Genomic DNA, 19,921 nt, shown 5'->3' with positions numbered 1-19,921 from the left:
CGAAGCCGTCGGCGGTACCGCGATTGACGCCCGCGAGCCAAGGCAAAATTTCGGGGAGTCAGCCTAGCCCCCATCAGGGCGGGCTCGACGAAGGAAGGTGGTGGCGGAGACGGAGGGATTCGAACCCTCGGTACCGGATTTACCAGTACGACGGTTTAGCAAACCGTTGGTTTCAGCCACTCACCCACGTCTCCGCATGGTCTACCGTGCTAACGGCAGGTTTGGCCTAGGCGGGTCGCTATAGCCATGCACCTCGCGCCCCGCAACGGCAAAGATTGCGCATTTTTAGGTGCCTTATCGACATTTCGTCGTCCGAATGATTCGGTCTGGCGTAAAATCGACTCAGGTCATCGCCGGTTCATTTGCCCGGGCGTCAAAGCGAGTCATGATTAACGCAGATTTCGGCGCCTGGGTGCCGTTCGATTTTTGGGGGTCCAATATGCGGAAGACGTTCACCAGCCTTGCCCTGGCAGCAATGGCATCGTTCGGCCTCGCGCTGTCGCCGCTTACAGCGTCGGCGCAGATGCGCGAAGTCGACCCCAACAGCACCGTGATCGATTCCGATCTCAACAACCCGTCGCCGCCGCCGGTATCTAGTGATTCGACTGTCGGCACCTCGTACGACAGCGACCTCGCGACGGGCGACCAGCAGACGAGCGAAACCCCGCCCGTCGACGGCACCGAGGCCGACGTCTCGGCGACGACGGTCGCAGCGACACCGGGCTCGACCTACAAGAAGGACGACCTGATCGGTGCAGCCGAAGGCGTGTTCGGCAAGGGCGCGCAAGGCCTTGCGGGCATGATCGAGGACATCCTGAAGAAACAGGGCGAACCCAATGCCTATATCGTCGGACGCGAAGCCGGCGGCGCGCTCGTGCTTGGCGTGCGCTATGGCTCGGGGACGCTGCATCACAAGATCGAGGGCGAACTGCCCGCATATTGGACGGGACCGTCGATCGGCTTCGACGCTGGCGCGAACGCCGGCAACACCTTTGTCCTCGTCTATAATCTGTTCGACAGCGAGGATCTCTACAAGCGTTACCCCGCAGGCGAAGGCGCCGCCTATCTGGTCGGCGGTTTCAACGCGAGCTATCTGCGCCGCGGCGACGTGGTGCTGATCCCGATCCGTGTCGGCGTCGGCGCGCGGTTGGGCGTCAACGCCGGCTATATGAAGTTCCGCAAAAAGCAGAACTGGGTTCCCTTCTGAAAACTGACCCGTTTGCCACGGGGGCGATAGCCCGCGCTTCGGCGCGGGCTTTTTCTTTGCGCGGATGATAATATGCCGCGGTAGCTGACCGGGAGATCGACGACATGACTTCGCAGCCTGCGGGCGGCCCGCATTATTCGCCGTTCACGATCGGCGGCGGCCTCATCTTCGTGTCGGGCCAATTGCCGCTGCTGCCCGGCCGCGATACCTCATTGGCGAGCGCGCCTTTCAGGGAACAGGTCGAGCAGACGCTCCGGAACCTTGAAGCTGTCCTGCAGAGCGCGGGCGCCGACCTTTCGCGGGTGATCAAGACGACCGTCTATCTCAGCGACATATCCGACTGGGACGACCTGGACATCATCTATGGTGCGTTCTTCGGGACGACGCGCCCGTCGAGGAGCGTCGTGCCCACCGGGCCGCTGCACTTCGGATTTCGGATCGAGATCGAGGCGGTCGCGCTGGCCGGAGAGGCCGCCTAGTCGCCGTCGAAGGCAATCAGGGTTTCGCAGGTAAGGCCCGCAGCCTCCAGCCGTTTCGATCCGCCCAGATCCGGCAGATCGATCACGAACAGCGCCGCCGCGACCTCCGCCCCAACGCTCTGCATCAATGCCGCGGTTGCGAGAATCGTGCCGCCCGTTGCGAGCAAATCGTCGACGAGAACGACGCGGTGGCCTGGCAGGACCGCACCTTCGTGCAGTTCCAGCCGGTCGACGCCATATTCGAGTTCATAATCGACGCCGATGGTGACGCCGGGCAGCTTGCCCGCCTTGCGCACCGGGACGACGCCCAGCCCCATCGCGGTCGCCATTGCGGCGCCGAACAGGAAGCCGCGCGCCTCGACCGCGACGATGAAGTCGGGCCGATGCGCGGCGGCGAGCGCGCTCAAGCGGCGCACACTTTCGGCAAAACCGGCGGCGTCGCCGATTAGCGTCGTGATATCGCGGAACTGGATGCCCGGCTTTGGAAAGTCCGGGATGGTCCGGACGAGCGACGCGAGGTCGAGGTCCGGCTGAGGCGGGAGGGCGATCATGCAGGCCGCCCTCCCCGGCTCATCAATGCTTCTTGTCGGCCCAGATGTTCCGGTACGACAGGTAAGTCAGCACGGTGAAGATCAGCAGGAAGAAGAAGACTGCATAACCCACCTGGATGCGCTTGATCAGCTTCGGCTCGGCTGTCCAGACGAGGAACGCGGTCACGTCCTTCGACATCTGGTCGACGGTCGCCTTCGTGCCGTCCGCATAGGTCACCTGATTGGGTGCAAGCGGCGGTGCCATCGCGAGGTTGAGGTTCGCGAAATAGGGGTTGTAGTGCAGCCCCGTGCCCGGCTTCAGTTCGGCCGGCAGGTTCTTCGGCGGATTCTGGAAGCCCGTCAGCAGCGAATAGACATAGTCCTTGCCGCCTTCGCGCGCCTTGGTGATCAGCGAAAGGTCAGGCGGCAGCGCGTTGTTGTTCGCGGCGCGGGCAGCCGTTTCGTTCGCATAGGGCGACGGGAAATAATCCGACGGCAGGCCGTCGCGCGTTGCCGGTTCACCCGTATCGGGGTTGATCGACGGCACCTGGAAGCCCTTGGCAAAGGTCTTGATCTGGCCTTCGGTGTAGCCGAGGTCCGCAATGTCGCGGAAGGCGACGAGGTGCAGGCTGTGGCAGGCCGAGCAGACTTCCTTATACACCTGCATCCCGCGCTGGAGCTGGGCCTTGTCCCAATGCGGCAGGACAATGCCATCGCTGGCCAGCTTCAGATGCCGGGGGTGTTTGTGAAACTCATGCGCGACATTGGCTTCATTGCTGAGCGGCGTCGTGAAGATCGCGAGCACCAGCGCGGTAATGAAACCGAGACCGACGAGAAAACCGAGCGGACGAACCATGGCTGTATCAGCTCCTATTAAAGTCCGGCGCTCAGGCCGTTGCCGATGCCGACGCGGTGTCGGTGGCGTGTTTGGCGAGGACCGCTTCGGTGATCGAATTCGGCATCGGAAGCGGGCGTTCGATCCGCGACACGATCGGCAGGATCACCAGGAAGTGAGCGAAATAATAGATCGCACCCAGCTGGCTGAGAATCACCCACGGCTGCTCCGCCGGCTGCATGCCGCACCAGCCAAGCAGAAGCACGTCGGCGACGAGGATCCAGAAGAAGATGCGGTACAGCGGACGATAGTTTGACGACTTGATCGGCGAGCTGTCGAGCCAAGGCAGGAAGAACAGCAGCGCGATCGAGGCAAACATCGCGATGACGCCCCACAGCTTCGCATCGATCCACAGGAAGTTGAAGGTGAAGGCCTTCAGGATCGCGTAGAAGGGCAGGAAGTACCATTCGGGGACGATATGCGCCGGGGTCGAAAGCGAGTTCGCCGGGATATAGTTATCGGCGTGGCCGAGCGTGTTCGGGCTGAAGAAGGTCAGCGCGACGAAGATCAGCAGGAAGACGCCGACCCCGAAACCGTCCTTCGCGGTGTAATAGGGGTGGAACGGCACGGTGTCCTGTTCGTCCTTCACCTCGATGCCCGTCGGGTTCGACGAACCCGGGATGTGCAACGCCCAGATATGCAGGATGATGACACCCAGGATCACGAACGGCAGCAGATAGTGCAGCGAGAAGAAGCGGTTGAGCGTGGCGTTATCGGGGACGAAGCCGCCGAGCAGCCATTCGCGCACCGGTTCGCCGACGATCGGTATCGCCGAGAAGAAGCCGGTGATCACCTGCGCGCCCCAGAAGCTCATCTGGCCCCACGGAAGCACATAGCCCATGAAGGCGGTCGCCATCATCAGGAGGAAGATCACGACGCCGAGCAGCCACACCATTTCGCGCGGCGCCTTGTACGAACCGTAATAAAGGCCGCGGAAGATGTGCAGATAAACGACGATGAAGAACATGCTCGCGCCGTTCATATGCGCATAGCGGATGAACCAGCCGGCATTCACGTCGCGCATGATATGCTCGACCGAATTGAATGCGACGCTCGCGTTCGCGGCATAATGCATCGCCAGAACGATACCGGTGATGATCTGGATCATCAGCGCGGCGCCGGCGAGGACGCCGAAGTTCCAGAAATAGTTAAGGTTGCGCGGGACCGGATAGCCGGGGCCCGTGGCATTATAGACGAGGCGCGGAATCGGCAGCTTCTCGTCCATCCACTTCATCAGCGGATGCGTCGGCTCATAGGGTTTGGCCCAGGGAAAGCTCATCTTATCTCGCTCCTCAGCCGATCGTCACGACGGTGTCGCTGTTGAATTCATAGGGCGGCACAACCAGATTCTTGGGCGCCGGCCCCTTACGGATACGCGCCGCGGTGTCGTAGTGCGAACCATGGCACGGGCAGAAATAACCGCCGAAATCGCCTTTGTTCTCACCTTCCGCGGCACCGAGCGGCACACAGCCAAGGTGCGTGCAGACGCCCAGCGTGATCAGCCAGTTTTCCTTGCCGGGCTTGGTGCGCTGGTCGATCGTTTCGGGATCGCGGAGATCGCCGAGAGGCACAGCCTTGGCTTCAGCGATTTCCTTGGCAACGAGGTTGCGCACGAACACGGGCTGCTTGCGCCAGCTCGTCTTGATAGCCTGGCCGGGCTGAATCGCCGAAATGTCGATTTCGGTGGTCGACAGCGCGAGCACGTCGGCCGACGGGTTCATCTGGTTGAGCAGCGGCAGCACCACGGCAACCGCACCGACACCAGCGAAACTCACCGCCGCAATATTGATGAAATCCCGGCGGCGTACGCCATCTTCGATACCGGCGTTGAGTTCAGATTCACTGGCCATTCGACTGCCCTTGCATGGGTGAACTAACAAAAGTTCTCGAAGTTATGGCCGCCCCTGTTGCACGCGCACAAAAGCGCACAACCCGGCGGCCCCTCCGGGAATTGCGGGCCTGATAGCCGCACTGTCCGGGCTTGCCAACAGGCAATTTCTGCTTCTTTCACTGTACTAAGGCGCCGCACCGAGCCCTCTCGATTCCTCGCGGCGTCGCGGCTATGGGCCATGCATGGAAATCGCCCTGTTTCAGCCGGATATCGCGGGCAATGTCGGTACGACATTGCGCACCGCAGCCTGTTTCGGCGTACCCGCGCATATCATCGAACCTTGCGGCTTTCCCTTCTCCGACGGCGCGTTGAAGCGCGCCGGGATGGACTATGCCGTAAGGGCGAATGTACGCCGCCATGCGGACTGGGATGCCTTTCGGCAATGGAGCGCGAACGCGGGCCGTCGGATCGTGTTGCTGACCACCGCGGGCGCGACGCCCCTGCCCGCCTTCGCATTCGAGCCCGACGACGTCCTGCTACTTGGCGCCGAATCCTCGGGCGTGCCGCCCCATGTCCATGACGCGGCCGCAGCACGGGTGGCGATTCCGATGCAGGCCGGCTTTCGATCCTTGAATGTCGCGGTCGCGGCTGGCATCGCGCTCGCCGAAGCGCTCAGGCAAACGAAAGGCTTTCCCGCATGATCTCGCTCGATCCGCAGCAACAGACGGCACGAACCTGGTTCGAATCACTCCGCGACCGGATCTGCGCCGAGTTCGAGAAGATCGAATCCGAAGCCGGCAGCGATGCGCGCTTTGAATATACGCCGTGGGATCGCGAAGCCGACGGACTGGCCCCCGGCGAGGGCGGCGGCGGTGTGCGCGGCGTGATGACGGGGCGGGTTTTCGAGAAAGTCGGCGTCAATGTCTCGACCGTCGGCGGGCAGTTCGCACCCGATTTCGCCGCGTCGATCCATGGCGCGGGCGAGGATCCGAGCTTCTTCGCCACGGGAATCAGCCTGGTCGCGCATATGGCGAATCCGCATGTCCCCGCGGTGCATATGAACACGCGCTTCCTCGCGACGACAAAGCGCTGGTTCGGGGGCGGCGCGGATCTCAACCCGCCGATACCGTACCAGGAAGACACCGACGCCTTCCATGCGCGCCTGCGCGCGGCCTGCGCTCCCTTCGGCCCCGACGTTTATGAACGCTATGCCAAATGGGCCGAGGATTATTTCTTTATCCCGCATCGCGGCGTCCATCGCGGCGTCGGCGGCATCTTCTACGACCATCTCGAATGCGGCGACGACGCCGAGTTTGATCGGAATTTCCAACTGACGCAGGCAGTCGGCGACGCCTTTCTCGACATCTTCCCGCAGATCGTGCGCCGCCGGATGGGCCTGCCCTTCACCGACGCCGAGCGTGAGGCGCAGTTGATCTGGCGCGGCCGCTATGCCGAATTCAATCTCGTCTATGATCGCGGCACGCTGTTCGGGCTCAAGACCGGCGGCAATATCGATGCGATCCTGATGAGCCTTCCGCCGCTCGCCAAGTGGAACTGACGTAAAAAGGGCGCCTTCGAATTCGAAGGCGCCCCCAGAAGACCGCCGAGGCGATCAGGCAAAAACGTCAGACTGACCGTGCTCGCCAAGGGCGCGATAGACGCCTGCCGGCACGCCGACCTGCAAATAGGCGATCGGGATACTCAGCAAAAGCGCTCCAACAATGATGGCGAGGATCGAACCGCCGCTGGGCACGCCCCCTCCGGCAAACATCGACACCCCAACAACCATTCCCAAGATCAGGAAGACGACGAAGAAGGCAATGCCGAGCAGGATGAAATAACCGAAAATCTTCCACTGCGCGGCCGCGGTCATCCGCCACGATTCGCCAAGTCCGGTCAGGACGTTGAAGGTCCGCCGGTCCGCCATCACCGGCCCGGTGCAGCAAAAACGTGCCGCGAGCCAGATCAGGAACAGGAAGAACAGCAGCATGAGCAGGAGCATGATGGCGCTGCTCCCTGCACTGGGCGCGCCGCCCATAGCCAAAGGCGCGAGCGCGCTCCCAAAGACGACGAAGCCGATCAGCACCAGCACGAGCACGACAGCAATCAGGAGCAGGAACGTCGGCAGCGCCGCGACCAGCCCAAAAGCAAGCGCCGATCCCAGCGGCTCGGCGCCGTTCGAGAAACCGATACGCCAAGACGTAAAATAGCTGCCCATCTGCAGGATATAATTGACCAGGCTGATGAGCATCATCAGGCCGCCCATCGCCGCCAGTCCGCCGCCCGCGGCAAGGCTCATCGGGTCGGCCATCATTGCGCCGCCGCCAAGCGCGAATTGCAGTACCAGCGGGGCAGCGATGCCGACCCCTATAAGGGCAATCGCATGATTGGCGCCCTGCCCGGCAAAGAAACTCGTCGCATAAGACCAAGCTTGACCGATGCTAAATCGATTCATTCCTTTTCTCCCCCTGAATGACTCCCCAATTGCGACCCAAATTATGCGAATACGCCGCCGTCAGCGCGGACGGCCAACTGACGATAGATCGATGCAATCACCGCCGTATTGAGCAAGCCGAAGGCAGCCGATACAGCCGAATTAATCGCACTGCCGATCAGATGGCCGAACGTGCCCTGCACTCCGAAAAGCCCCGTGATACCTGCAGTGATCGCCGACACGACGAACAGGACAATCATGAACAGGATGACGAACAATGCGATGCGCCACCCATTGCCCCGCGTCAGATCCCAGCTGCCCTGCAGCGCCGTAAGCGGATTCTTGAGATCGCGATCGGCGAGCAGCGGATAAACGGCAGAGAATCGTCCGACGAGGTAGATCGCCGGCAGGATCAGCAACAATGCGGCGATCCCGAAGAGAAACATCTGGATCGCGAATATCGCAATCAGCGTCGGGATCATCGCAAATGCGAAGGCCAGCGCCTCGCCGACACTGGTTCCCGCGCGTGCAAGCCACAGCCGCAGGATGGCGATCGAGCCGAACGTCGAAGCGAGGGCGATGCCCAGAACCCACGGCAGTTGCTGCCGCATATCGGCGAGCATCAGCGTCATGAGTTGGTCCGGCGTTGCATCGCTAGGCGGGGCGAAGGGAACGGGGCCCAACACCGCCAGCGCCATCCCCGGCAGAAAGAGGAATATGCCCGCAAGAATGCTGGTCAACGGTAAATGGGCTTTCACAAGCGTCACCGCATCGTCCCACGCCGCACCCATGTCGAATTTTACCATTGATACCCCGTCATTTTTTCGTTCGTCGTTGCATCGAAGGTGACGATCTTGAGCGCGTCTGTCCAGCCCTGTCGGTAAAGCATGCCCTAGGTCTTGCGCATGGAGCTCTGGCGCGCCAGATAGCCGGCGCGATGAGCATGCTTCCTCCACCAGAATGGACGATCAGTTCCGGCCTTACCGACTATGATGTCGCGCTGTCCGACATGGAGGCCCGCGCCGCCGCGATCCATGCCGGAGACGCCGGGGAACGCATCTGGCTGATCGAGCATCCGCCGCTTTATACTGCGGGGACGAGCGCCGATCCGGCCGAGCTGCTGAGCCCGCAATTTCCGGTTTACGATGCCGGGCGCGGCGGACGCTATACCTATCACGGCCCCGGCCAGCGTGTCGGCTATGTCCAGTTCGACCTGACGAAACGCGGCCGCGACGTGCGCGCCTATGTCTCCGCGCTCGAAGGCTGGGTGATCGACGCGCTCGCGCTGCTCGGGGTCGAGGCGCGCCGCGCCGAAGGTCGTATCGGGATCTGGACCGACGACCTGGATGGCCGAGAGGCGAAGATCGGCGCGATCGGGGTGCGCGTGAAGCGCTGGGTGACGATGCACGGCTTCTCGCTCAACGTCGCACCCGATCTTGCGCATTTCGGTGGCATCGTGCCTTGCGGCATCGCCGAATTTCCGGTGACCAGCCTTGCGGCGCTCGGCAAGACGGCAAGCTTTGCCGACGTCGATGCCGCGCTGGTGCAAACGCTGCCCGCCTTTCTCGACAAGCTTTCGCCAAGCGATTAGGAACGCCGGATGACCCGCACCCTTCTCGCCTCGCTCTCCCTGCTTGCTCTCGCTGCCTGCGGCGGCGGCGACACCGCCGGCAAGTCAACCACCAAGCTCGACGCGGTCGAAGTCCAGCCAGGATCGGTGAGCGATTCGATGATCATCCTCGACGATGCGGTGAGCGACGGGACCGCGGTCGACAACAGCATCCCCGATGACGGCACCAAGAAGGATGCGGCGAAGACCGACGAAGCGGACGCGGCGGAAGAGCCAGCCGAGGAAGGTGCCGGGGCCGATAATCCCGATGCGGTCGATATGCCGGCTGCGAAGAAGGCGATCACCACCACCGACGCTGCCGCCAAAAAGGGCGAATAAGCTCTAGCGCAGCCCCAGATTCTTGTGCGTCTGCAGCGACAGGCGCCAGCGCGGGTCATCCATAACCAGATCGATGCACGCCTGAACATTCGCGGCGGCGTGTGGGTCGTCGAGCGGCTGGACGAGCAGATGTTCGAAATCGAGCGCCGCAAGCCACGCGACGTCGCTGCCCGGCTGGGGCCAGACAAGCTTCAGCTCGTCGCCACTCGTCTGCACCAGTTCGCTGCCGGCCTTTGGACTGACGCAGATCCAATCGATGCTGCGCGGGATCGCGAAAGTGCCGTTGCTTTCGATCGCGATGGTAAAGTCGCGCTCATGCAGCGCGTCGATAAGCGCCGCATCGACCTGGAGCATCGGCTCTCCGCCGGTCAGCACCACATAGCGGTCGTCGCCGCCCTTTCCCCAAGTTTCGGCGATGACATCGGCCAGCGCCGCCGCGCTCTTGTACTTTCCGCCGAGGCTCCCGTCGGTGCCGACGAAATCGGTGTCGCAGAATTGGCAGATCGCCTTCGCGCGGTCCTTCTCGCGTCCCGTCCACAAATTGCAGCCGGCGAAGCGGCAGAAAACCGCGCGGCGCCCTGCCTGCGCGCCCTCCCCCTGCAGCGTGAGGAAAATCTCTTTGACCGCGTAAGTCATCGGTTCAGGCGTAGCGCGTCGGATCGGCGAGCCCCGCGTCGGCGAAGCCCTTGCTGCGCAGGCGGCAACTGTCGCACGATCCGCAATGCAGCCCGTCGGGCGTTGGGTCATAGCAGGACCAGCTCATCCCTGCGTCCATGCCGAGCCGAGCCGCTTCGGCGGCGATATCGGCCTTGGTCATATGCTGGAGCGGCGCATGGATGTGGAACTCGACGCCTTTGTCGCCGTCGCGGGTTGCCAGCGCGGCGAGTTTTTCGAAGCCCTGGATGAATTCGGGGCGGCAATCGGGATAGCCCGAATAGTCGAGCGCATTGACACCGATGACGATATCCTGCGCAGCCCGCGCCTCGGCAAGCCCGAGCGTCAGCGACAGGAAGATGAGGTTGCGCGCGGGGACATAGGTGACCGGCACGTCGCCGCCCCCCTCGACTTCGGGGACGCCATCCTTTGGCACGTCGATGTCGGCGGTCAGCGCCGACCCGCCGAAGCGGCGGAGGTCGAGCGGCAGGACGATATGTTCGGCCGCCCCGACATAATCGGCGATCCGCGCGGCGGATTCCAGCTCGACGCGGTGGCGCTGGTTATAATCGATCGTGAGCGCGACGATCCGCGCGCCGGCTTCGCGTGCCAGGCCCGCACAGACCATCGAGTCGAGCCCGCCCGACAGGAGGACGATCACCGTTTTTCCGGAAACTTGCTGCATCGGCGCCAGATAGGCCCGTGGCGCGGGGGGTGCAAGGGCTGTGCCGCACCAAAAGAAATGGGCCGCGAAGCTGCTGCGACACGGCCCAGTTCGGCATCACAGCCGTTAGGGAGAAGGGCACACATCGGTATGCCACCCACTCACCCTGACACGGGATGGTTAATATTTCGTTCGATCAGCAGCCGCCGGTACGGCGTGCCTCGATCGCCTGCGAGAAGGGTTTGCCCTCGGCGATCCCTTGCGTATCGATCTGGACGAGCCGGTTCGTCTCGCTACGGATGCTTGTACGGCCATGCCCTGCACCGGGGCAGGTATAATGGACCGTCACCGAATTCGGCGTGTCCTCAATGACATAGCGCGAACAATTTGCGCGCGGATGCTGAATCTGGATCAGCCTGCGGGCGTCGCCAAGGCATACCGTCTGCAGCACGGCATCCTTGCCGCGCTCGCGTAGCTGCCAGCTTCCTTTTTCCAGCCGGTCGAGCATCGCCAGCGACGGCGCCTGCGCGGGGACCGCGCCGGCGCCCGCAAGGCCGAGCGCCATCAACGACATTCGCAACATGGGAGAGAAGATCGCCATTCCACCTATCCATTGGCCGCCCGCGAACGAGCGAATATGCGACCCCGTTCCCACTTAGCTAGCAAGCCGGGGATGCGTTTTCAACCGCTTGGCGCTGAATTTACTCGCCTCGCCGTGAAGAACGGCAGCGATTTCGTCGCTATTCCGGCCGATTGTGGGTCGCGATTTCATCCAGCGGGATCGGAAAGAAACGCGAGCAAAAGGCGCAGTCGACGACGATCCGGCCATTCTCGTCCGCCATATCGGCGCGCTCGGCCTCCGGAAATTGCGCGAGCACGCCCGCGAAATATCCGGTGCTGCACCGGCAGCCGCGCGACACCGTCACGCCGGCCTCGACGCGGACCTCGTCCTCGTGAAACAGCCGCCAAGCGAGCGTTTCCAGCGAGGTTGCAGGATCGGTAAGCTCCTCGGCCTTCAGCGTGGTGGCGATGGTCTTGGCATGTTCCCATTCGGGAGTGTCGTGCCGTACATGCAGACGGTCGCGGCCGACTTCGCCTTCGGGCAGATGCTGCAGCAACAGGCCGCCCGCGAGACACCCCGCCTCGGCGTCATGTCGCGCGGCCAGCTTGATCAGGCTCGAAATCTGTTCCGACTGCTCGAAATAATGCTCGGCGGCCTCGCCGATCGAGCTGCCTTCAAGCGGCACGATACCCTGATAGCGCTCGCCCGTGGTCGCCTGGTCGAAGGTGATCGCAAGGAAGCCTTCGCCGAACAAGGCGAACAGGGTCGGATCCGACCCGACCTCGGCAAGCCGTTCGGCATCGAATTTAAGGTAACCGCGCAGTTCGCCCGCGCGATAGTCGCAGACGAGCAGTTCGACGGGGCCGCCGCCGGTCTGCGCCTGCAGCGTCATCTGGCCGTTTTCGTCCTTCAGCGTCGAACCGAGCAGCACGGTAAGCACCAGCGCCTCCGCCAGCAGCTTTTCGGCGACCGGCGGATAATTATGCGCGCCGATGATCGTCTGAAGCGTCGGCCCCAAACGCACCAAGCGCCCGCGGACGTGCCGTTCGGCGATCGTGAACAGCAGGGGCTGGTCGAACCAGGTTTCGATGATTTCACTCACGTCTTCAAACTCACAATTTTCCGAACGCCCACAGCAGGATCGATTTCTGCGCATGGACGCGATTCTCGGCTTCATCCCATACACGCGACTGCGGGCCGTCGATCACCGCGTCGACCACCTCGTCGCCTCGGTGCGCGGGAAGGCAATGGAGGAAGATCGCATCTTCCTTGGCGCCGGTCATCAGCCGTTCGTCGACCTGATACGGCGTCATCGCCGCGATCTTATTATGCGCATGGTCCTGCCCCATCGACACCCAGGTGTCGGTGACGACAAGATCGGCGCCCGCAACGGCTTCACGCGCGTCGCGCGTGATGTCGATCCGGACGCCCTTCGCGCGCGCTGCTTCGACGAAGCCCGCCTCGGGCTCATAGCCCTGCGGCACGCCGGCGCGGACGTTGAAGCCGAAGAGGCCCGCGGCCTCGATCAGCGAACCAAGCACATTGTTTCCGTCGCCGAGCCAAGCAAGCTCGAGCCCCGGCAATGCCTTGCCGCTTTCGACGATCGTGAGCAGATCGGCAACGATCTGGCACGGGTGCGACAGGTCGGTAAGCCCGTTGATCACCGGGACGCTCGCATATTCTGCAAGCTCCTCGGCCTTCGCATGATCGTCGGTGCGGATCATGATCGCGTCGGCGTAGCGCGACAGCACGCGAGCGGTGTCGGCGATCGTCTCGCCGCGACCCAGTTGGGTGACGCCCGCGTCCATGATCATGGACGTGCCGCCGAGTTGGCGCATCGCGATATCGAAAGAGGCACGCGTGCGCGTCGAATTCTTCTCGAACACCATCGCCAGCACATGTCCCGCGAGCGGCGCGTCCGCGTCGGGCTTGCCCTTTGGCCAGCCCGCGCGCGCCGCCTTGCGATCGATCGCGTCGGCGAGCATCGCGGCGACCGCGTCCCCGCCCGCATCGGACAGGTTCAGGAAGTGCCGCATCAAACTTCGGGCGGCGTGTAGCTCGCCGCGCCCGCTGACAGTTTTTCGATGAACTCGGCGATATGGCTGTCGTCGATGTTCAGCGGCGGCAGCACGCGCACGACATTCTCGCCCGCCGCGACGGTCAGCAGCCCGTGGTTGTCGCGCAGATGCGCGACGAACGCGCGGCTGTCCGAATTGAGCTTGAGCCCGAGCATCAGCCCGACACCGCGCACGCTGTCGAACAGTTGATCGTGGTTCGGAATTAGCTGTTCAAGCGCGCCGCGAAGGCGCTCGCCGGTCGCCTTGACCTGATCGAGGAAGCCCTCTTCGAGCACGACGTCAAGCACCGCCTGCCCCGCCGCACAGGCGAGCGGGTTACCGCCATAGGTCGATCCATGCGTGCCGATGACCATACCGCGCGCCGCTTTCTCGGTCGCCAGGCATGCGCCCATCGGGAAGCCACCGCCGATACCCTTGGCGCTCGCCATGATGTCGGGGGTCACGCCGAAATGTTCATAGGCGTAGAGATGCCCGGTACGCGCAACGCCGCACTGCACTTCGTCGAACACGAGCATCAGGTCGCGCTTGTCGCAGATGTCGCGCAGCGCCTGCAGGAAAGGCTGCGAAGCCGGGCGAATGCCACCTTCGCCCTGGATCGGCTCGACCAGGAAGCCTGCCGTATTGTCGTCGACCAGATCGAGGGCGGCGTTGATGTCGTCGAACGGAGCATAGGCAAAGCCCGGCAGCAGCGGGTCGAAACCCTTGCGCAGCTTTTCCTGATTGGTCGCCGAGATCGTGCCGAGCGTGCGGCCGTGAAAGGCGTTGTTGAAGGTGATCAGCGTGTGTTTTTCGGCGTTCCCCGCGCTGGAATGATAAGCGCGCGCCGTCTTGATCGAACATTCGACCGCTTCGGCACCAGAGTTGGTCAGGAACACCGTGTCGGCAAACGTGTTCTCGACCAGACGCGCGGCATAGGCCTCGCCCTGCGGGCTGCCGTAGAGGTTCGACACATGCATCAGGGTCGCGGCCTGATCCTGGATCGCCTTGGTCAGGTGCGGGTGGCCGTGGCCGAGCAGGTTGACCGCGATGCCGCTGGCGAAGTCGAGATAGCGCTCGCCTCGTTCGCCGATCAGATAGGCGCCTTCGCCGCGAACCGGACGCACACCGCACCGGGGGTATACGGGCATCAGCGGCGTGATCGTCATGGCAGGCACCTTTCATTCAAAAGTAAAAAAGGCGACCCCAAAACGGGCCGCCCTTGGTCGGACCGCCCCTATACTGCCGCAGCCGGAGCCGCGTCAACACAGGGGGTGGCCCAATCCTTCCCATGGCCATGCCAAAGGGAGGATCGTTAGATTGACTTGCCCGCCTCCATAGCGAGCGCGACCGAATGTTTGCGCGCGTCATGGTCGTACATGGACGAGGCGACAATGATCTCATCGACGCCGGTGCGCGCCTGGAACGCCTTAAGGCCGGCCGCTACGTCGTCGACCGTTCCGACCGCCGAACATTGCAGGACATGGTCAAGGATCGCGCGCGCGTTCGGCGGGAGGCTGTCCTTGTAGCCAGCAAGCGGCGGCTTCATCTTGCCCGGATTGCCGGTACGCAGCGCAACGAAGGCTTGTTGCTGCGACGAGGCCAGCAGTTCGGCTTGTTCGCGCGTGTCGGCGGCGAAGACGTTGAAAGCGGCGGCCGCATAAGGCTGCGCCAATTGTTCGGACGGCTTGAACTGGCGGCGATAGATATCGAGCGCTTCATCCAGAGCGTCGGGCGCGAAATGGCTGGCGAAGGCATAAGGCAGCCCGAGCATCGCCGCAAGCTGTGCGCCGAACAGGCTGGAACCGAGGATCCAGAGCGGCACATTCGTCCCCTCACCCGGCACCGCGCGGATGCCGAGGCGGTCGTCGCCTGCCAGGAACGCTTGCAGCTCGACGACATCCTGCGGGAACTGCCTTTCGTCGCTCGCAAGGTTGCGGCGGAGCGCACGCGCGACGATGCCGTCCGAGCCGGGCGCACGACCAAGGCCGAGATCGACGCGGCCGGGGAACAACGCTTCGAGCGTGCCGAATTGTTCGGCGATCACCATCGGGGCGTGGTTCGGCAGCATGATACCGCCCGCGCCGATGCGGATCGTCGAAGTCGCCTGACCGATATGCGCGAGCACGACCGAGGTCGCGGCGCTCGCAATCCCCGCCATGCCATGATGCTCTGCAACCCAATAGCGTTCGTAACCGAGCGCCTCGGCATGGCGAGCGAGATCGGCGGCGTTCGCGAGCGACTGGGAAATTGTGCCGGTGTCGGTGACGGGCACAAGGTCGAGGAAAGAGAGTTTCGTCATGAAACTGATATGCGGTGCGGGTCGTCGCGGTTCAAGCGCAGCGGTTCGCGGGCGGTACGAAGAAAAACTATGCGCGCTCGTCCTTTGGCGAGTCCATCAGCACATAGGTGGTGATCGAATGCACCTGCGGCAGCACGCCGAGCACCTCGGTATGAAAATGCTTGTATGTCGCCAGGTCGTCGGTCTCGACGCGCAACAGATATTCGATCGTGCCGGTGATATTGTGACATTCGCGCACCTCGGGCGCGAGCGCCATCGCCGCCTCGAAATCGGACTGCGACTGTTTGGTGTGCGATGACAGACCGACGGTCACATAGGCGATGAAGGTCAGTCCGAGCTTCGCGGGGTCGATCACCGCGCGATAGCCCTTGATGACCCCGCTGCGCTCCAATTCTTGGACGCGCCGCAGACAGGCAGACGGCGACAGCCCGACGCGTTCGGCAAGTTCGAGATTCGAGATTCGTCCGTCGCTCGACAATTCGCGCAATATATTGCGGCCAATGGCATCAATCTTGGTCATAGATTGCATAATCTATCGCAATGCGCCCCATCTTTGCAATCCGTCGCGCATCGAAACGCATTATGTTGCGCCCTATGGATCAAACCGCTCTCGTCGCGCTCTCCGCCTTCGCTCTCGTCTCGTCGATCACGCCGGGGCCGAACAACATGATGCTGATGGCGTCGGGCGCCAATTTCGGCCTCCGCCGTACTGTCCCGCACGCGCTCGGCGTCGGTTTCGGATTCACGCTTATGATCGTCCTTGTCGGGGTCGGGCTGATGGGGTTGTTCGATCTGTTCCCGATCCTCAATACGGTGCTCAAGGTGGTGAGCGTCGCCTATCTGCTGTGGCTTGCGTGGAAGATCGCCAATGCGGCGGCGCCCGACACCGAAAGCGGCGGACGCGCCAAGCCGATGACCTTCTTTCAGGCGATTCTCTTTCAGTGGGTCAATCCCAAGGCCTGGTCGATGGCGCTGACGGCGATCGCGCTCTACGCTCCCGACCGCAATCTTGGGGCGGTGCTGCTCGTTGCGATCGTGTTCGGGATCATCAACCTGCCCTCGACCAGCCTGTGGGCGGTGATGGGCCAGGTACTGCGAGGCTGGCTGTCCAGCCCGGCGCGGCTGCGGGCGTTCAACTGGACGATGGCGGCGCTGCTCGCCGGATCTCTCGCGCTATTGATCTGACCCGATTGCAAGGTTGCATCGCGCAACCTATGGACGGCGCTCCCCTCTTCTGACCGGAGAACAAGAGCATGCAGAGTCGTCGTCTCGGCAAGAGCGCCATCCATGTGTCCGACATCTGCATGGGGACGATGACCTTCGGCAGCCAGACCGAAGAGGCCGAGGCATTCCGTATCCTCGACCGCTGCTTCGACGCCGGGATCAATTTCTACGACACCGCCGAGGGCTATCCGGTGCCGCCCGACATCAAATGGGTGGGCCGCACCGAGGAAATCGTCGGCCGCTGGATGAAGACCAAGCCGCGCGACGCGATCATCCTTGCGACCAAGGTATCGGGACCCAGCCATGTGTGGTTCAAGTCGCCGTGCCGCAACGGCATGACCGCGCTCGACCGCAAGAACATCTTCCAGGCGGTCGACGACAGCCTGACGCGGCTCCAGACCGACTATATCGACCTCTATCAGACGCACTGGCCCGACCATGATGCGCCTTATGACGAGATGATGGACGCGCTCGACGAACTCGTCCGCGTCGGCAAGGTCCGCATCCTCGGCTGTTCGAACGAGACGAGCTGGGGATTGATGAAGTCGCTGGCGGCGTCGGAACGCCTTGGCGCCGCGCGCTATCACACGATCCAGAATAATTTCAGCCTCAACAACCGCCGCTTCGAGGATGAGCTGGCGCAGGTGTGCCGGCAGGAAGGCGTCAGCCTGATCCCCTATTCGCCGCTCGCAGGCGGCGTCCTCTCGGGCAAATATCAGGACGGGGCCCGCCCCGAGGGTGCGCGCTTCTCGCGCTATCTGGGCATGGAGGGACGGCAGGCCGCGATGGGCCGCCGTTTCGTCAACGAAAAGAGCCTCGCGGCGACAGCGCATTACCTCCAGATCGCCGAAGAGGCGGGGCTGCATCCGGTGACGATGGCGACCGCCTGGTCGAAACAGCATGATTTCGTGGCTTCGACGATCGTCGGCGTGAGCGCCTATGATCAGGTCGATCCGATCCTCGACGCAATGGAACTGGTGCTCGCGGACGATGTGATGAAGGCGCTGCACAAGGTCAGCAAGGACATCCTCTACCCGATGGGCTGAACCGACGGCCATTCGAGGCTTAACGCACCGCCAACCGGCAGCGCGCGCCATGCCTTCGAAAGCCGGTCGAACGCCTCGAACACGTGCGGCCGCGCAGCGTCGATCCGCGCGCGTTCGTCGGCGCTGAGCGAGCCGCGCGTACGCTCGGCCTCGCCCAGCGCAGCGCGCTGCGCCGCGGTGTCGGGACGCGAGCGGCTACGCCATGCGATGTCGAAGAGGAAGGCGGCGAGTTCGGACAATTCGCCCTCGCGGCCCTGGCTTTTGATCAGCTTTGCGCCCTTGGCGACCTGTTTGCGCGCCGCGCGCTGGCGTTCCTTTGCCGACAGCGCGCCGCCTGCCTCGACATGGAAGGAGCCCGCATCGCCGCCCGCCGCGATCTGACCGAAGACGCCGGTCTTGAGCCCCAGCGCCGCCTCGACCACAAAATGCACCATGTCGTGCGGCAGGTCGGGGTCGAAGCCGGGCGCCGGGTCCATCACCAGCACCGGCGCATCGGCACGCTCGATCCGCATGGAGTAGCGGCGATCGCCCGATCGGATGAAATGGACTTTCATGGGCCCCGCCTATAGGCTTCGCAGCGGTTCCACCAAAAGGATTTGCGATGACTTCTGTCCGCCGTGCGTTTTTCGCCCTCGCTGCTTTTTCCGCCATCATCGGGACCGCGCACGCCGCGAACCCGGTGATGTTCCGCGATGCGGGCTGCGGATGCTGCCTCAAATGGCTCGAGCAGGTGAAGGCCTCGTTCGGACAAAAGGCGGTCGTGGTGAACTCGCCCGACATGAATGCGGTCAAGGACAAGCAGGGCGTGCCGCAGGCGCTGCGCAGTTGCCATACCGTGCTGGTCGGCGGCTATGTCATCGAGGGGCATGTGCCCGCGAAGGACATCGCGCGCCTGCTCCGCGAAAAGCCCAAGGGCGTAAAGGGCCTTGCGGTCGCCGGCATGCCGATGGGATCGCCCGGCATGGAGCATGGCGACCATCGCGAAGCCTATAAGGTCATGACCTTCGGCCCTGCAGGCCAGCGCGTCTTTGCAAGCTACGCCGCCAGCGGCGGCGCGCACGCGCACTGAGCGCGTTGCCGCAAATCAGGCCAGCTCGGCCTTGAACAGCTCGAGCATCCGGCTCCATGCCTTTTCAGCGGCCGCTTCGTTATAGGCGCGGCCGTCGGGCGGGCACCAGCCGTGCATCGCGCCTTCATAGACTTCGACTTCATGCCACTGTTTGCGCGGCGCGAGCACGGCGTTCAGCAAGACCTTCTCGTTCGGCGTTTCCTTGTCGTCATTGTCGGCGATCGCGAACAGATAGCCAGCGTTGGTTTTCGGGATCAGCAGGTGCGGGCTGTCGGGCTTGTCGGTACCGACACCGCCACCGTGAAAGCTTGCCGCCGCACCGACGCGGTCAGGTTTCAGCGCCGCCGTATAGATCGTCATCGCGCCGCCCATACAATAGCCGGTGGTGCCGATCTTGCGCTTCGTATCGACTTCCTTCTGCGTGTCGAGAAAAGCGAGATGCGCCTTCGCGTCGGTCTCGACGATCGGGCGCGTCAGTTGCTTGAGATAACCGAACAGCTTTTCGCGGATCGCAGGGTCGCTAAAGTCGTTGGCGGCATCGACCACCGGCGACTTCTGCCAGCGGTAAAAGGGGTTCACGGTCAGCACGGCATAGCCTTCGGCTGCAAGCCGGTCGGCCATCTGCCGGAATGCAGGGCGAAGTCCGCGGATATCGGGCCACACCAGCACGGCGGGATGCTTACCCTCTGCCGGAGCGACGAAATAGGCATCGCAGGTACCGTCGTCGGTCTTGATCGTGACATCGCGGCCCTTGACCGGCTTGCCCGCGATTGCCCGCGCGGGCAACGCCGCGGCCAACGCGCCCGCACCTGCAAGCACTGTGAAGCTGCGCCGTCCAACGGACATGCCGGCACGATCAAGATCGGCTTCGGTGTTCTCGGTGCACATGTGTCTCTCCTCGCTGGGCGTTTTGAAAAGTCGCTGAAAACTGCGCAACTTCACTCGGGATTCGATTGTTCGCGCCGTCATCGGGATGCGAACGAATGGCAAAGCTAATCCAGCACCATTTTATAGGACAGCGA

At 63.2% G+C, this 19,921-nt stretch carries 25 protein-coding genes and 1 tRNA gene; 9 read left to right on the top strand and 17 right to left on the bottom strand.

What is annotated here, in order from left to right; translation table 11 throughout:
- Positions 1-101 precede the first annotated feature (101 nt).
- Positions 102-194, bottom strand: a tRNA-Ser gene (locus tag SC1_RS08575).
- Between the two features lie 245 nt (positions 195-439).
- Here SC1_RS08575 and SC1_RS08570 point away from each other — a divergent pair.
- The gene (locus tag SC1_RS08570; RefSeq protein WP_062183829.1) at positions 440-1,207 is read left to right on the top strand and encodes a DUF1134 domain-containing protein; all 768 of its coding nucleotides are present in this window, start codon (positions 440-442) and stop codon (positions 1,205-1,207) included.
- A 104-nt stretch (positions 1,208-1,311) separates the two neighbouring features.
- Positions 1,312-1,686, top strand: coding sequence for a RidA family protein (locus tag SC1_RS08565; RefSeq protein WP_062180112.1), 375 nt, complete (start codon positions 1,312-1,314; stop codon positions 1,684-1,686).
- Here the strand turns inward: SC1_RS08565 and SC1_RS08560 are convergent.
- From SC1_RS08560 to petA, 4 genes are read right to left on the bottom strand one after another with little or no spacing between them, the layout of a single operon-like run.
- Entirely contained in the window at positions 1,683-2,237 is a 555-nt protein-coding gene (locus SC1_RS08560) for an adenine phosphoribosyltransferase (protein ID WP_062180108.1), read from the bottom strand. The genes SC1_RS08565 and SC1_RS08560 overlap by 4 nt on opposite strands.
- 22 nt (positions 2,238-2,259) lie before the next feature.
- Positions 2,260-3,072, bottom strand: a complete 813-nt coding sequence (locus SC1_RS08555) for a cytochrome c1 (protein ID WP_062180105.1) — start codon at positions 3,070-3,072, stop codon at positions 2,260-2,262.
- A gap of 31 nt (positions 3,073-3,103) precedes the next feature.
- Positions 3,104-4,390: a cytochrome b/b6 gene (locus SC1_RS08550; RefSeq protein WP_062180102.1), complete on the bottom strand. Its 1,287-nt coding sequence runs from the start codon at positions 4,388-4,390 to the stop codon at positions 3,104-3,106.
- A gap of 13 nt (positions 4,391-4,403) precedes the next feature.
- Positions 4,404-4,961 carry a ubiquinol-cytochrome c reductase iron-sulfur subunit gene (petA, locus tag SC1_RS08545; protein WP_056374353.1) on the bottom strand — a complete coding sequence of 186 codons (558 nt, stop codon included), beginning with the start codon at positions 4,959-4,961 and terminating at the stop codon, positions 4,404-4,406.
- Between the two features lie 223 nt (positions 4,962-5,184).
- Between petA and SC1_RS08540 the strand changes: the two genes are divergently transcribed.
- Both SC1_RS08540 and hemF read left to right on the top strand, forming a co-directional pair.
- Positions 5,185-5,643, top strand: a complete 459-nt coding sequence (locus SC1_RS08540) for a tRNA (cytidine(34)-2'-O)-methyltransferase (protein ID WP_062180099.1) — start codon at positions 5,185-5,187, stop codon at positions 5,641-5,643.
- A complete protein-coding gene (gene hemF / locus SC1_RS08535) occupies positions 5,640-6,500 on the top strand; it encodes an oxygen-dependent coproporphyrinogen oxidase (RefSeq protein WP_062180096.1) in 861 nt (286 codons plus the stop codon). Before SC1_RS08540 ends, hemF begins: the two co-directional genes overlap by 4 nt.
- 54 nt (positions 6,501-6,554) lie before the next feature.
- On the opposite strand, the gene SC1_RS08530 is transcribed toward hemF, so the two are convergent.
- Positions 6,555-7,397: a glycerophosphoryl diester phosphodiesterase membrane domain-containing protein gene (locus SC1_RS08530; protein WP_062180095.1), complete on the bottom strand. Its 843-nt coding sequence runs from the start codon at positions 7,395-7,397 to the stop codon at positions 6,555-6,557.
- Positions 7,398-7,438: 41 nt separating this feature from the next.
- Complete coding sequence (locus SC1_RS22145; RefSeq protein ID WP_062180094.1) at positions 7,439-8,182, bottom strand: hypothetical protein; 744 nt, start codon at positions 8,180-8,182, stop codon at positions 7,439-7,441.
- Positions 8,183-8,313: 131 nt separating this feature from the next.
- Here SC1_RS22145 and lipB point away from each other — a divergent pair, with 131 nt between their 5' ends.
- Positions 8,314-8,967, top strand: coding sequence for a lipoyl(octanoyl) transferase LipB (gene lipB, locus SC1_RS08520; protein WP_062180093.1), 654 nt, complete (start codon positions 8,314-8,316; stop codon positions 8,965-8,967).
- A gap of 9 nt (positions 8,968-8,976) precedes the next feature.
- A complete protein-coding gene (locus tag SC1_RS08515; RefSeq protein WP_062180091.1) occupies positions 8,977-9,324 on the top strand; it encodes a hypothetical protein in 348 nt (115 codons plus the stop codon).
- 3 nt (positions 9,325-9,327) lie between these two features.
- Here the strand turns inward: SC1_RS08515 and queE are convergent, their stop codons facing one another.
- From queE to SC1_RS08475, 8 genes are all read right to left on the bottom strand, one after another.
- Entirely contained in the window at positions 9,328-9,960 is a 633-nt protein-coding gene (queE, locus tag SC1_RS08510; RefSeq protein ID WP_062180089.1) for a 7-carboxy-7-deazaguanine synthase, read from the bottom strand.
- A gap of 4 nt (positions 9,961-9,964) precedes the next feature.
- Positions 9,965-10,663 carry a 7-cyano-7-deazaguanine synthase QueC gene (queC, locus tag SC1_RS08505; RefSeq protein ID WP_062180086.1) on the bottom strand — a complete coding sequence of 233 codons (699 nt, stop codon included), beginning with the start codon at positions 10,661-10,663 and terminating at the stop codon, positions 9,965-9,967.
- A 175-nt stretch (positions 10,664-10,838) separates the two neighbouring features.
- Positions 10,839-11,243, bottom strand: coding sequence for a hypothetical protein (locus SC1_RS08500; RefSeq protein WP_083435758.1), 405 nt, complete (start codon positions 11,241-11,243; stop codon positions 10,839-10,841).
- 139 nt (positions 11,244-11,382) lie between these two features.
- Positions 11,383-12,306, bottom strand: coding sequence for an Hsp33 family molecular chaperone HslO (locus SC1_RS08495; protein ID WP_238586627.1), 924 nt, complete (start codon positions 12,304-12,306; stop codon positions 11,383-11,385).
- A gap of 10 nt (positions 12,307-12,316) precedes the next feature.
- Positions 12,317-13,243, bottom strand: a complete 927-nt coding sequence (gene argF / locus SC1_RS08490; protein ID WP_062180079.1) for an ornithine carbamoyltransferase — start codon at positions 13,241-13,243, stop codon at positions 12,317-12,319.
- Complete coding sequence (locus SC1_RS08485; RefSeq protein ID WP_062180076.1) at positions 13,240-14,427, bottom strand: aspartate aminotransferase family protein; 1,188 nt, start codon at positions 14,425-14,427, stop codon at positions 13,240-13,242. Before SC1_RS08485 ends, argF begins: the two co-directional genes overlap by 4 nt.
- 146 nt (positions 14,428-14,573) lie before the next feature.
- Positions 14,574-15,560 carry an LLM class flavin-dependent oxidoreductase gene (locus SC1_RS08480; RefSeq protein ID WP_193749135.1) on the bottom strand — a complete coding sequence of 329 codons (987 nt, stop codon included), beginning with the start codon at positions 15,558-15,560 and terminating at the stop codon, positions 14,574-14,576.
- Positions 15,561-15,627: 67 nt separating this feature from the next.
- Positions 15,628-16,080, bottom strand: coding sequence for an Lrp/AsnC family transcriptional regulator (locus SC1_RS08475; RefSeq protein WP_062180070.1), 453 nt, complete (start codon positions 16,078-16,080; stop codon positions 15,628-15,630).
- Between the two features lie 74 nt (positions 16,081-16,154).
- Between SC1_RS08475 and SC1_RS08470 the strand changes: the two genes are divergently transcribed.
- On the top strand, positions 16,155-16,745 hold the full coding sequence (locus tag SC1_RS08470) for a LysE family translocator (RefSeq protein WP_062180068.1): 591 nt from the start codon (positions 16,155-16,157) through the stop codon (positions 16,743-16,745).
- A 68-nt stretch (positions 16,746-16,813) separates the two neighbouring features.
- Complete coding sequence (locus SC1_RS08465) at positions 16,814-17,830, top strand: aldo/keto reductase (RefSeq protein WP_062180065.1); 1,017 nt, start codon at positions 16,814-16,816, stop codon at positions 17,828-17,830.
- Here SC1_RS08465 and SC1_RS08460 read toward each other — a convergent pair.
- Positions 17,815-18,384, bottom strand: a complete 570-nt coding sequence (locus SC1_RS08460) for a hypothetical protein (RefSeq protein ID WP_062180063.1) — start codon at positions 18,382-18,384, stop codon at positions 17,815-17,817. The two genes, SC1_RS08465 and SC1_RS08460, sit on opposite strands and share 16 nt — an antisense overlap.
- A 47-nt stretch (positions 18,385-18,431) precedes the next feature.
- On the opposite strand from SC1_RS08460, the gene SC1_RS08455 reads away from it, so the two are divergent.
- Positions 18,432-18,899 (top strand): DUF411 domain-containing protein, encoded by a 468-nt coding sequence (locus SC1_RS08455; protein ID WP_062180060.1) that lies wholly within the window; start codon positions 18,432-18,434, stop codon positions 18,897-18,899.
- A gap of 15 nt (positions 18,900-18,914) precedes the next feature.
- On the opposite strand, the gene SC1_RS08450 is transcribed toward SC1_RS08455, so the two are convergent.
- The gene (locus tag SC1_RS08450) at positions 18,915-19,787 is read right to left on the bottom strand and encodes a dienelactone hydrolase family protein (protein WP_062180057.1); all 873 of its coding nucleotides are present in this window, start codon (positions 19,785-19,787) and stop codon (positions 18,915-18,917) included.
- Positions 19,788-19,921: the final 134 nt, after the last annotated feature.

This window comes from Sphingopyxis sp. C-1 (genome assembly GCF_001047015.1).
Taxonomy (GTDB): domain Bacteria; phylum Pseudomonadota; class Alphaproteobacteria; order Sphingomonadales; family Sphingomonadaceae; genus Sphingopyxis.
The sequence above is the reverse complement of the archived record's forward strand: the minus strand, read 5'-3'. Positions and strand labels throughout refer to the sequence as shown.